The organism is Streptomyces sp. H27-H5 (genome assembly GCF_026627505.1).
Classification (GTDB): Bacteria; Actinomycetota; Actinomycetes; order Streptomycetales; family Streptomycetaceae; genus Streptomyces.
The window spans coordinates 37,515-49,165 of sequence record NZ_JAPNLK010000040.1; the positions used below are offsets into that span (position 1 = coordinate 37,515).

Annotated in this window: 8 protein-coding genes; 6 read left to right on the forward strand and 2 right to left on the reverse strand. The window is 75.1% G+C overall.

Annotated features, from left to right (window positions below; all coding sequences use genetic code 11):
- The first annotated feature begins 108 nt into the window (after window positions 1–108).
- Both OTB19_RS20630 and OTB19_RS20635 read left to right on the forward strand, forming a co-directional pair.
- Window positions 109–1,152 carry an alpha/beta hydrolase gene (locus tag OTB19_RS20630; protein WP_267799822.1) on the forward strand — a complete coding sequence of 348 codons (1,044 nt, stop codon included), beginning with the start codon at window positions 109–111 and terminating at the stop codon, window positions 1,150–1,152.
- Window positions 1,149–2,360 (forward strand): acyltransferase family protein, encoded by a 1,212-nt coding sequence (locus tag OTB19_RS20635; RefSeq protein ID WP_267799823.1) that lies wholly within the window; start codon window positions 1,149–1,151, stop codon window positions 2,358–2,360. The genes OTB19_RS20630 and OTB19_RS20635 overlap by 4 nt, the downstream gene beginning before the upstream one ends.
- Window positions 2,361–2,718: 358 nt before the next feature.
- Here the strand turns inward: OTB19_RS20635 and OTB19_RS20640 are convergent, their stop codons facing one another.
- Entirely contained in the window at window positions 2,719–3,141 is a 423-nt protein-coding gene (locus OTB19_RS20640; RefSeq protein ID WP_267799824.1) for a DUF350 domain-containing protein, read from the reverse strand.
- Window positions 3,142–3,245: 104 nt separating this feature from the next.
- Between OTB19_RS20640 and OTB19_RS20645 the strand changes: the two genes are divergently transcribed.
- Window positions 3,246–5,138 (forward strand): GNAT family N-acetyltransferase, encoded by a 1,893-nt coding sequence (locus OTB19_RS20645; protein ID WP_267799825.1) that lies wholly within the window; start codon window positions 3,246–3,248, stop codon window positions 5,136–5,138.
- Here the strand turns inward: OTB19_RS20645 and OTB19_RS20650 are convergent.
- Complete coding sequence (locus tag OTB19_RS20650; RefSeq protein ID WP_267799826.1) at window positions 5,098–7,125, reverse strand: AMP-binding protein; 2,028 nt, start codon at window positions 7,123–7,125, stop codon at window positions 5,098–5,100. The genes OTB19_RS20645 and OTB19_RS20650 overlap by 41 nt on opposite strands.
- A 140-nt stretch (window positions 7,126–7,265) precedes the next feature.
- Between OTB19_RS20650 and OTB19_RS20655 the strand changes: the two genes are divergently transcribed.
- The 3 genes from OTB19_RS20655 (at window position 7,266) to OTB19_RS20665 (ending at window position 11,645) form a co-directional block, all read left to right on the forward strand.
- Entirely contained in the window at window positions 7,266–9,263 is a 1,998-nt protein-coding gene (locus OTB19_RS20655; protein ID WP_267799827.1) for an ABC transporter ATP-binding protein, read from the forward strand.
- Between the two features lie 48 nt (window positions 9,264–9,311).
- Window positions 9,312–9,689 carry a VOC family protein gene (locus OTB19_RS20660; RefSeq protein WP_267799828.1) on the forward strand — a complete coding sequence of 126 codons (378 nt, stop codon included), beginning with the start codon at window positions 9,312–9,314 and terminating at the stop codon, window positions 9,687–9,689.
- Between the two features lie 111 nt (window positions 9,690–9,800).
- Entirely contained in the window at window positions 9,801–11,645 is a 1,845-nt protein-coding gene (locus OTB19_RS20665) for a caspase family protein (RefSeq protein ID WP_267799829.1), read from the forward strand.
- The last annotated feature ends 6 nt before the right edge of the window (window positions 11,646–11,651 follow it).

Below are 11,651 nucleotides of genomic sequence, written 5' to 3' on the forward strand. Positions count from 1 at the left end.
CCTCCACCCCCTACCGGGGTATGACATCGGGGTTGGCTCCCCGGTCGGACGTGCCGGCCGGTACCTCCTTCCTACCTTCCTCCTCGTCACGAGGAGAGGAGAAGGGGCATGCGCCGCTTCGGAAGGACACTGGTCACCGCCGCCGTCGCGGTTGCCGTGGTCGCGGGGACCGCGGGATGGGCTTCGGCCGACAGCCAGCGGGCGGTCACCGGCCCGCCGCCGGGCGCCGACGCCTGGCGGGCCGACAGCGTGTCCGGCCGGAGGCTGCCGGATCCGGCGAGCGCCCCGCCCCGGGAGGTCGCGGCGTTCTTCGCCGGGCTGGACGAGTCCGGGCGGCGCCGGCTGCTGCTCCGTCATCCCCTCGTGGTGGGCAATCTGGACGGGGCTCCGCTCCCTCTGAGGTACGAGGCCAACCGGCTGGCGGTCCTCGCGACGGGCGAGGCCCGGTTCGAGTCCCTCGCGGGGCCCGGCCGCCGGATCCTGGCCTTCGACCCGCGCGACCGGGGTCAGGTCGCGGAGGTGTTCGGAGATCCGGAGCGCGCGGCGCACGTATCGGTGATCGTGCCCGGTTCCGACAACGACGCGACCACGTACGACGCGCGGCGCACGCCGCACACCGGTCCCGCCGGGATGGCGCGGGCGCTGCGGTCGGCGACGGCCGGGGACACGGCCGTCGTGGCGTGGACCGGGTACACCACCCCGGTGGGGGTGGGGCTGGACGCGGCCGACGGGCGGCTGGCGGAGGTCGGGGCGGTCCGGCTGGCCCGGTTCACCGCGGGGTTGGACGCGGTGGGGGCGCCGGACCCGGTGTTGTTCTGCCACAGCTACGGCTCGGTGGTGTGCGGACTCGCGGCCCGGCACACGGACGCGAGCGACGTCGTCGTGTTCGGTTCCCCGGGGATGCGGGCGGGCACCGCCGCCGGGCTGGGCACGGCGGCGCGGGTCTGGGCGGCGCGCGGTCCCTCCGACTGGATCGCGGACGTACCGAACGTCGAGGTCGCCGGCATCGGGCACGGCGCCGATCCCACGTCCCCGGCGTTCGGTGCCCGCCGGATCCCCGCCGGCGACGTTCGGGGTCACACCGGCTACTTCGCCACGGGTACCCGTTCGTTGGCGGCCTTCGCGTCGATCGCGGATGGGGTGGCCCGATGAGCGTGACGATCTCGCTGCGGGAAACGGCCCACCGGATCGAGGCGCGGACCCCCGTCCACCGCGATCGGGCGATCGACGGGCTGCGCGCCCTGGCGTTGCTGGCCGTGCCGATCGGGCACTGGATGTTGGGCGGTCTCACCCTCGACGACGAGGGGGCGCTGCACAACGCGAGCCCGCTGGCGTCGTTCGGCGGCCTGGCCCCGGCCAGTTGGGTGCTGCAGATGCTCGGCGTCTTCTTCCTTGTGGGCGGGTACGCGTCGGTGCTCTCCTTCCGGCGTCGCGGCGGTTCGACGGGGGCGTGGCTGAAGGGTCGGATCGTCAGGCTGGGGCGGCCGGTGCTCGGCGTCACCGCGGTGTGGGCCCTGGTCGCGCCGGTGGCGTACGCGGCCGGGGTGCCGGAGACGACCCTGCGGACCGGGGCGACGCTGGTGGTCCAGCCGCTGTGGTTCGTGGGGGTGTACGTGGTGGTCACGGCGCTGACCCCGTACTGCGTGCGGGCGGCGCGCCGGCTCGGAGGCTGGGCGGCGGCCCCGTTGTTCGGGTCGGTGGCGGTGGTGGACTTCCTGCGGTACGGGCCGTTCGCGGACTCGGTGCCGTCCTGGGCGGCCCTGTTGAACATTCTGCCGGGCTGGCTGTTCGCGTACCAGCTGGGTGTGTCCTGGGGCGAGCGGCGCATCGACCGGCGCGGGGCGTGGCTGCTGCTCGTCGGCGGGTCCGTGTTGTTCGCGGCGCTGCTGACCGTGTTCCACTACCCGGCGTCGATGGTGGGCGTACCGGGCGAGGCGCGGACCAACTCGCACCCGCCGTCGCTGCTCGTGCTCGCCCTGGCGTCCGCCCAGTGTGGGGCGGCGATCCTGCTGCGGGACCGGCTGGCGCGGCTCCTCGCCCGGCCGGCGCTGTGGGCCCCGGTGGTCGTGGTCAACCTGTGCGCGATGACGGTCCTGTGCTGGCACCAGACGGCGATGCTGGCGGCGGTCGTGCCCGGATCCCTCCTCGGCGGGGCCGCCGGTCTGACGACCGCTCCGGACAGTGTGGGGTGGCTCCTGGCCCGGGCGGCGTGGCTGCCGGTCTTCGGCGCGCTGTTGGTGGGGATCGCCCGGTACGCCCGGCGGTTCGAGGAGCCCTGGACCGGGGCGACGGCGGTGCGGCGGACCGCGGCGGGGCTGCTGGCGGCGGGCTTCGCGGTGTTCGCGGCGGGCCTGGCCTGAGGGCCCGCCGGGACCGGGAGGACCGGGTCGGTCCGCCGACCGGGAGGGAGGGAACCGGCGCCGTTCCCGGCACGTCCCTGGCGTGCCCGTCGTGGCGACCGGCACCGTGACGCGAGAGGGACCCTGTGATGCGCCGACGAGACACCGCCCGGTTCGTGCGCGTCGGCGTGGTGGCGGTGGGCGTCGCCGCGCGGCGGGTGCCGCCTCCGTCGCGTTCGAGGCGCGGCTGTCGAAGGCGGCGGACGGCATCCCCGTGACGGTCCGGGAGGGCCGGCAGGTGCTGCCCGTCGTCGGATGGCGGGGCGCCCGGCCGGGCGCCCCGCGGGGACGGGGGCCGGGCCGGGCGCGCGCTCGTGCGTCAGGCGATCGAGGCGGCCACGATCGCGGCCACGGCGAGGTTGCAGGAGGCCGTGACCCAGACGGCCGGGTGCGGCTCCGGGTCGACGACGATGGCGCCGAGCTTGCCCGGGGTCACCAGGTCCAGCACCAGGAAGGCCACGGCCATCAGGATCAGCCCGAGGAGGCCGAACGCGGCGGTGGACAGCAGGCCCTTGCCGAAGTCGTCGTACGTCGTCCAGATCGAGGTGAAGACGATCCCGCCGATGCCGAGGAGCGCGGAGCTGAGCAGGAGCGCGGCGTTGCGGTTGCGCTCCTCCCAGATCTGCTTGGGGAGCTTCCCGGGCGTCAGCACGTCCACCAGGACGATGCCGAGGATCAGCAGGACCAGGCCGAGGGCGCCGAACGCACTGGTGCGACCAAGTCCATTGATGATGTCGCTCATTGAGAAGCCTGTCTCCGGGTGGGTAGGAAGGGGAGGGCGTGTCCGCCGTATGGGTGGCCGAATCTATCGCACGGTGTCGCGGCGGACCATGGGGAGGTCAGGGAATGGCAAAGCTCAGGGCCGCGCGGGCCGACGAGGCCGGGGAGCTGTCCGCGCTGGTGCTGCGGTCCAAGGCGTACTGGGGGTACGACGAGCGGTTCCTGGCCGGCTGCGCCGAGGAACTGCGGGTGCGGGCGGAGGAGGTCGCGGCCCGGCGGATCGTCGTCGCCGAGGACACGGACGGGACGGTGCGGGGGCTCGCCTCGCTGGAGGGGGATCCCGCCGGCCACGTGTCGAGGCTCGGCCTGCTGTTCGTGGATCCGGCGGCCATCGGCCGGGGAATCGGTCGACTGTTGTACCGGGACGTGGTGCGCCGGGCCGTCGCGCTGGGGACGCGTCGGCTGTTGATCGACGCCGATCCGCACGCGGCGGGGTTCTACCGGGCGATGGGCGCGGTGGCCGGGACGGGGGCCCCGCAGGGGCTGGTCCGCTTCGAGGTGGCGCCCGTCCCGCTCGCGGACTGGGCGCGGGAGTGGACCGGTGGACGGCCGTCGGTGCACGTGGGCAATGTCGCCGAGTTCAACGCGCAGTTCGGCGACCCGTCGCTGGACCGGGAGCAGCGGGCCGCGCACCACTACGCCTGCCTGGCCGCCTTCTACGGTCCGGAACCGGCCGCGCTGGTGCTGCCGCTCGCGGTGTCGCCGGGCTGGACGCGCCTGGTCGCACGGCAGCTGGAATGGGGGGAGGTGGAGGTGTACGACGGGCTCGCGGCGGGGCGGCCCGGCCTGTCGGACGCCGTACGGTCCCGGCCGGCGCTGGCCGCGCGGCTGGCGGAGGGCGCGCCGGCCCTCGTGCCGTGGGGGCTGACGGAGCCCTTCGGGCGGCTGTCGGGGCGGCCGTGGCGCGCACGCGACCTGCGTTACGAGTCCAAGTCCGCGGCGCACACCCTGTTCGGCCGGATCCTCGCGGCCGGGGGCCATCCGGGGATCAGGTTGCCGGGGCAGTGGCGGGCGGCGGGCCGCCGGCAGGCGGTGCGGCTGCTGTCGGCCCGGGTGGCGCGCGGCGAGAGCAGCGTGCTCAAGTCGGAGCACGGGGTCGGGGGTTCGGGCACCACGCACGCGTCTCCCGAGCGGGTCCGGGCCGCCGGCGGGGCCCGCGCGCTGGTCCGGGGGCTGCCCCGCGGCCCGCTGCTGGTGGAGGAGTACGTGTCCGGCCCGGCGGGGGCGGACGGTGCGGGTGATCTGACGTACGACGGGTTCGTGGACGGCTCGGGGCGGGTCCACACGGTCGGCGGGGCGGTGATGGACGTCGTCGACGGGGGATACCAGGGCGCGACGGTCGGTCCCGGCGTGGTGCCCGCGGCGGCGGAGGGGCCCCTGTCGCGCTTCGGGGAGGCGGTGGGCCGGGAGTTGGCCGCGGCCGGCTACCAGGGCTGGTTCGACGTGGACTTCGTCGTCGACGGGGCGGGACTCCTCGCGCCGACCGAGACGAACCTGCGGCTGACCGGGCCGTCGATCGCCTTCATGGTGGCGGCCCGGCTCGACGCGCTGCGCGGCGCGGGGCACCTGGTACGGATCGTGGACCGGGTGGAGTTGGGAGCGAGGCTGCCGCCGGCCCGGGCGGACGAGTGGTGCACCGACCTGGCGCGGGGCTGCGCGGGCCTCGGGGCGGTGTTCGTTCCGGCGATCCCGACCGGGGCCGGCGATCCGGCGCCGTGGCTGGGCGTGTTGGTGGCGGCGCGCGACCGGGCGGTGCTGGACGCGGCGGAGGCCCTGGTGCGGGCCGAGGCCCTGGGGGTCGGGAAGGCGATGGGGTTCGACGACCCGGACGGGCCCCCGCCCGGGCCCGGACGGGCCGCCGGCGCGGACGCGAATCCGTCCGGGCCGGCCGTGCGGGCCGTGTCGGCGGGCCGTTGGATCAGTCGTCGAAGTCGAAGGCCGAGGCCGGTTTCCGGATGAGGTAGGCGACGACGACGGCGCCGGCGATCATCAGGGGGATGTTGAAGGCGTAGACCAGGGCGGCCTGGCGCGGCCAGTCGTGTTTGGCCGCCAGGCGGTACAGGTTGTCCTGGGGCCACCAGGCGACGAGCAGGTAGACCACGGCGAGGTGGGCGGCCGTGGTCAGCCCCGCCCCGCGCCCCTGTTCCCGCATCCTCGGGCGGCCGGAGAACAGGAACATCAGGCCCGCGCCGAAGGCCAGGCACTCGCAGAGGTAGAGGACGAAGAACAGGGGTGCCCAGGGGGCCGGTATGCCCGCGAGCTCGGTCGAGCCGGGCCAGATCACGTCGGTGAAGATGAGCGCCATGACCCCGAGGACGAGCGATCCGCAGCCGATGGCGCAGCCGATCGGGAACTCCGAACCACCCGTCGCGGGGCTGTACTTGCCGCCCGCCCTGCGGACCGACGTCGCCGGGTCGGTCAGTCGGGGCGGTCGCGGCAGGGCGGCCCGGTCCTCCTGACCCGCCGCGTTGCGCGGCAGGGCCCGCAGCCTGACCACCGTGCGCGGGATCCGCGCCTCGGGGACCTTCCCCCGCAGGTGGTCGCGGAGTTGGTCGGAGCCCGGCAAGTCGCCGCCCGGGAGCCAGGTGCCCCCGCCGGGCGGCGGGCAGAGGTACGCGACGAGTCGCCGCACCCCCCGGCCGACCTCGATCTCGGCGACGAGGGCGGCGCCGATGTGTTCGTGGGAGCGGATCAGGGCTTCCAGGGGGTGGGGGTCGAAGGGGTGGCCGTCGAGGTGGATGCGGTCCCGGATCCGGCCGCCGAACTCCCACAGCCCGTCGGGGCGCGCGTGGGCGAGGTCGCCGGCGGGGATCGCGTCGCCGCCACCCGGCGGACCGAGGTACAGCTGTCCGTCGCGGAGTTCCGCCCGACAGCCGGGGAACGGGGAGCCGATGAGGGAGAGTTCCTCGGGGGCGTCGAGCGGTCCCGGCAGTTGGGACAGTTCGAACCAGGTGCCGATGCCGGCGGTCTCGGTGGATCCGTAGACGTTGAGCACCCGTCCGCCGGGGCGCAACCTGGCTTGTAGAGCAGCCTGTTGGTCGAGGTGGAGCCGATCGCCGGCGATGTGGAGCAGGCGCACGGACCGCACCGCGTCGTCGTCCTGACGGGGAAGCGGCGCTCCGGGTCGGGCGTCGCGGAGGGTTTCGCGTTCGGGCAGGAGCAGGTGGGCCGCGCCCGCCGGGTCGGTGTGCACCACGGTGACCCGTTCGGTTCCGACGGCCGCGCGGACGGTGTCGGGCGTCCACGGGCCCCGGTCGGGGAGGACGAGGGTGCCGCCCGAGCACAGGGCCCGGGTCCAGCCGGTGGTGAAGGCGGTGACGTCGGACCCGGTGGTGATCAGGTGCCGGTCCTCGGGGGTCGGCCGGGCCACCGCCTCCCAGGCCTCGTGGGCGGCGAGCAGCAGGGTGTGGGTGAGGGCCACGGCGCGCGGCTGCGCCGCACCGGTGAACTGGAGCAGGGCGTCCCGGGCGCGGGTGCGGGCGGGGGGTTCGGCGGGCCGCTCGGCGATCGCGCCGGCTTCCGCTCCGAGGCGGATGAACCGCAGGTCGCGGCCGTCGTCGAGGCGGGCCTGGTGGGCGGCGTGGGTGAGGACGGCGAAGGGTTCCAGGGTGGCGAGCCGGCGCGGCCCGCTGCCCGAGGCTTCGACGTCGAGGACGACGTATGTGCCGCCGGCTTTCAGGGTGGCGAGCAGGGCGACGACGATCTCGGTCTGCCGGGCCGTGCCGATGGCCACGAGCCCGCCGGGCGGCAGGCCGGCGGCCAGGAGGTGGTGGGCCAACCGGTTGGCCCGGACGTCGAGTTCCCCGTACGTGAGGCTGCCGGGGACGGCGGTGACGGCGCGCGCCTTCGGGGTGTCCCGGGCCCATCGTTCGAAGCGGTCGAGGACGCTGTCTGCTGCGGGGCGGGAGGAGCTGGCGGACGGAACGGACTCTGATCCCTGCGTCATCCCCCGATGATGCCATCGGGCTCCGACAACGCACGAGAGTCTCCAATGTCCCTCGTGCGAGCGGGGGTTGGCAGCCATCCAGGGCACGTGAGGGCCGATGCCTTGACCTCACGTTTGGTTGAGGTCCTACTGTTCGGGTCATGGACATGGAAGTCACCGCCTGGACCTCGCTCCACAGCGCGATCAACGCACAGCAGGATCGTCGCCCGCTCTCCCGGGCGAGCCTGCGGCGGGTCGCCGCCTTCGCCCGCCCGCATCGCCGCGGGCTGACCCTCTTCCTGCTGCTCAGTGTCGTCACGGCGCTGCTCGCGGTCGCCACTCCCCTGCTCGCCAGTCGGGTCGTGGACACGATCGTCGGCGGTGGGGACACTGCCCGCGTCACCCGGCTCGCCCTGTTGATCGCGGTGATCGCGGTCGTCGAGGCGGGGCTCGGGCTGTTGACCCGCAAGTTGTCGTCCACCCTCGGCGAGGGGTTGATCCTGGACCTGCGGACGGCGGTCTTCGACCACGTGCAGCGCATGCCGGTCGCCTTCTTCACCCGCACGCGGACCGGAGCCCTGGTCAGCCGCCTCAACAACGACGTGATCGGGGCCCAGCGGGCCTTCAGCAACACCCTTTCCGGGGTGGTCTCCAACACCGTCACCCTGCTGCTGACCCTCGTCGTGATGCTGAGCATCTCCTGGCAGATCACCCTGCTGGCGCTGGTCCTGCTGCCGGTGTTCGTGCTGCCGGCCCGCCGGATGGGCGCGCGGATGGCGGCCATGCAGCGGGAGGCGTCGACGCTGAACGCCGCGATGGGCACGCAGATGACGGAACGGTTCTCCGCCCCCGGCGCCACGCTCGTCAAGCTGTTCGGCCGGCCCGCCGACGAATCCGCCGAGTTCGCCGCCCGCGCGGCCCGGGTGCGGGACATCGGCGTCCGCACGGCGATGGCGCAGTCCGCGTTCATCACCGCCCTCACCCTGGTCTCCGCCCTGGCGCTCGCGCTGGTGTACGGGCTCGGCGGGTACTACGCGCTGCGCGGGACCCTGGAGGCCGGCTCCGTCGTCGCCCTCGCCCTGCTGCTCACCCGGCTCTACTCCCCGCTGACGGCGCTGGCCGGTGCCCGCGTCGAGGTGATGAGCGCCATGGTCAGCTTCGAGCGGGTCTTCGAGATCCTCGACCTGAAACCCCTCATCGACCAGAAGCCCGACGCCGTGGACGTGCCGGAGGGCCCGGTCGCGGTGGAGTTCGACCGGGTGTCGTTCGGGTACCCCTCCGCCGAGCGGGTCTCGCTGGCCTCGCTGGAGGAGGTCGCCACACTGGACCCCCGGGGTGGCACCGAGGTGCTGCACGAGGTGTCCTTCCGGGCCGAGCCCGGGCAGATGATCGCCCTGGTCGGCTCCTCCGGCGCCGGCAAGTCGACCATCGCCCAGTTGCTGCCCCGGCTGTACGACGCCGACGCGGGCGCCGTGCGGATCGCCGGCGTCGACGTACGGGACCTCACGGCCGACTCGATCCGGGCGACGCTCGGCATGGTCACCCAGGACGGCCACCTCTTCCACGAGTCGGTGCGGGCCAACCTGCTGCTGGCCCGGCCCGGGGCAACGGAGGAGGAGATCTGGGAGGCGCTGCGCCTCTCCCGGCTGGACGGCCTCGTCGCCTCCCTGCCCGACGGTCTCGACACCGTCGTCGGTGAACGCGGGTACCGGCTCTCGGGCGGCGAACGGCAGCGGCTGACCATCGCCCGGCTGCTGCTGGCCCGCCAGCGCGTGGTGATCCTGGACGAGGCCACCGCCCACCTGGACTCCACCTCGGAGGCGGCGGTCCAGGAGGCCCTGGCCGAGGCGTTGGCCGGGCGGACCGCCGTGGTGATCGCGCACCGGCTGTCGACCGTGCAGGCCGCCGATCAGATCCTGGTGGTGGAGGAGGGCCGGATCGTGGAGCGGGGCACGCACGCCGAGCTGCTGGCGGCGGGCGGCCGGTACGAGGAGCTGTACCGGACCCAGTTCGCCTCCGAGGACGCGGGGGACGCCGGGGGCGGCGAGCCCACCGGGTCCGGCGAGCCCGGTGCGGCGGTCGGGGCAGGCGCGGAGGTCGGGGCCGGCGCGGAGGTCGGGGTCGCGCCGGGCGGCGGGACGCCCGCCCCGGGCGCATGATGCCGAAAGGCCCGTACTCCGGGGCCGCTGCCGATCGTGGAGGTCGTGATGGACATCAAGCTGGAGCTGGTCGCCGTCCCCGTCACCGATGTCGACCGGGCCAAGGCCTTCTACGAGAAGATCGGCTTCCACGCCGACCACGACGTCACGGTCAGCGAGGAGATCCGCTTCGTCCAGTTGACCCCGCCCGGATCGGCCTGCTCGATCGCGCTGGGCAAGGGGCTCACCCGGATGGCCCCCGGGTCGTTGGACAACATGCAGGTGGTGGTCACCGACATCGAGGCGGCCCACGCCGACCTGCGGGGGCGGGGCGTGGAGGTCACGGAGGTCCAGGACATGCCCTGGGGGTCCTTCGTGTACTTCTCGGACCCGGACGGCAACGGCTGGGCCGTCCAGCAGACGAAGCCCCGTACGGCCGCCCGCTGACCGCCCGCGGCCGCCCACCCCGACGCGGCGCCCCCGGCCCACCCGCGAAGTGACCCCGAATCGACCGGTGTTCGGCCACACGCGCGAGGGGCCGGCTGGAAGACTGGGCGCATGGGGACGGTCTACGCCCTGCTCGTGGGCATCGACGAGTACCGGATCGGGGTCCGCGCGCGGCTGCGCGGCTGTGTGAACGACGTCGCCGCGGCCGGACCGGCGCTGGAACGCCGGGCTCCGGGCCGGCTGCGGGCGCTGACCCTGCTGAACGGGGAGGCGACGGTCGCGGCCGTGGAGGAGGCCGTCCGCACGCACCTGAAGCAGGCGGGCCCCGGGGACACCGCGCTGCTCTGGTTCAGCGGGCACGGCACGGAGTACGCGGCGAGCACCCCGCAGGAGCTGAGGATCGAGCCGACGGGCCGCTGCCAGGCGGTGGTGTGCGCGGACGGGCCGCTGCCGGACAAGCGCCTGGGCGCCCTGCTCGACTCCGCGGCGACGGCCGGCGGGCACGTGGTGGCGGTCCTGGACTGCTGTTTCTCCGGCGGCGCGAGCCGCGAGGAAGGTACGGCCGCCCGGTACCTCCCGCCCCTGCCCGACTGGGAGCCGCCCTCGGCGTCCCGGGACGCGGTCGGACCCGACCCCCGGCCGCACCATCTGCTGCTGGCGGCGAGCCGGATCGGGCAGCTCTCCCATGAGCGGCGCTTCGACGCGCCCGGCGGGCCGGTCGTGCACGGGGTGTTCTCCCACGCCCTGCTGGACGCCCTGCGCGGGGCCCGGCCCGCGGTCACCGGCCGGGAGTTGCTCGCGGCGGCCGACGCGGGCGTGCGGCGGGTGCTCTCGGGGCAGCAGCCGGTGCTGTTCCCGGCCGAGCCGGGTGGACTCGCGGACCGGCCGGTCCTGCCCGGACCCCCGGACGGGGGCGCCGGGCCGAGCCCGTACCTGCTGCGGGAGGGGCCGCAGGGCTGGGAGGTGGACTGCGGGCGGGTGCACGGGCTGACCGGTGGGGCCGGTACCGAGTTCGCGGCGGCGGAGGGCGTCGTACGGGTCCGGGCGGTGCGCGCGGACCGGTGCTTGGTCGATCCGGACGGCTGGACGCCCGAGCCCGGATCGGTGCGTCCGGTGGCCCTGTCGGCCCTGGCGCTGCCCCCGGCCGCGGTCGTGCTCGACGGGGAGGACGTCGCCCTGCCCCCGTCCCCGCTGCTGCGTCCGGTCGCCGCCGACTCGTTGGAGGCCCGGTCGGCCCGTGTCTGGTTCCGCGTGGAGGTGCGCGGCGCGCGGGCCCGCGTGCTGCGGCGCGACGGTTCCCCGTACGTGGACCCGCTGCCGCTGGCCGGCGCCGCCGACGCGGCGCGGCTGACCGACTGTCTGGCCCGGTTGACGCACTGGCACCGGATCCGCGATCTGGACGCGGGGCTCTCGCCGCTGGCCGGGCGGGTTCGGGTGGAGGTGGTCCCCTGGGGCCGGGAGGAGCCGCTGCGGCCCGACGGGAACGGGGAGATCGCCCTGGCCTACGACGGCCCGCGCGCGCCCTGGGTCACCGTGCGGCTGCGCAACACCGGCCCCCGGCCGCTGTGGTGCGTGCTGGTCAACCTCGACGACCGCTTCGGCGCCGGTTCGTCGCTGTTCCCCGGTCAGTTCATCGGCGGCGGAATGACCGGGCACGCGCTGGACGGGGACCCGATCCGGATGGTGCTGCCCGCCTCCCGGACGGGCCGGCCGGGGGCGTTCGCGCGGGACTGGCTGACGCTGGTCGTGGCCGAGGGGGAACTGAACACGGTGCCGTTCCACCTGGACCGGTGGGACCCGCTCGCCGGATCCCACCGGTCCGCGTCGGGGCCGCCGGCCGACGGTCTGTTGCGCCTCACCGCGCCCCGGTCACGGGACATGGTGGCCGCGCGGCCCGCCGGGGCCGGCCAGTGGGCGGCGAGCACCCTGGCGTTGCGCACGTCGGGCCCCGCGTAGACCGCG

Bases quoted from the DNA above. Each gene is read 5' to 3' on its own strand.
- OTB19_RS20650 (WP_267799826.1), bottom strand. From the start codon at position 7,125: ATGACGCAGGGATCAGAGTCCGTTCCGTCCGCCAGCTCCTCCCGCCCC.
- OTB19_RS20665 (WP_267799829.1), top strand. From the start codon at position 9,801: ATGGGGACGGTCTACGCCCTGCTCGTGGGCATCGACGAGTACCGGATC.
- OTB19_RS20635 (WP_267799823.1), top strand. From the start codon at position 1,149: ATGAGCGTGACGATCTCGCTGCGGGAAACGGCCCACCGGATCGAGGCG.
- OTB19_RS20630 (WP_267799822.1), top strand. From the start codon at position 109: ATGCGCCGCTTCGGAAGGACACTGGTCACCGCCGCCGTCGCGGTTGCC.
- OTB19_RS20660 (WP_267799828.1), top strand. From the start codon at position 9,312: ATGGACATCAAGCTGGAGCTGGTCGCCGTCCCCGTCACCGATGTCGAC.
- OTB19_RS20655 (WP_267799827.1), top strand. From the start codon at position 7,266: ATGGACATGGAAGTCACCGCCTGGACCTCGCTCCACAGCGCGATCAAC.
- OTB19_RS20640 (WP_267799824.1), bottom strand. From the start codon at position 3,141: ATGAGCGACATCATCAATGGACTTGGTCGCACCAGTGCGTTCGGCGCC.
- OTB19_RS20645 (WP_267799825.1), top strand. From the start codon at position 3,246: ATGGCAAAGCTCAGGGCCGCGCGGGCCGACGAGGCCGGGGAGCTGTCC.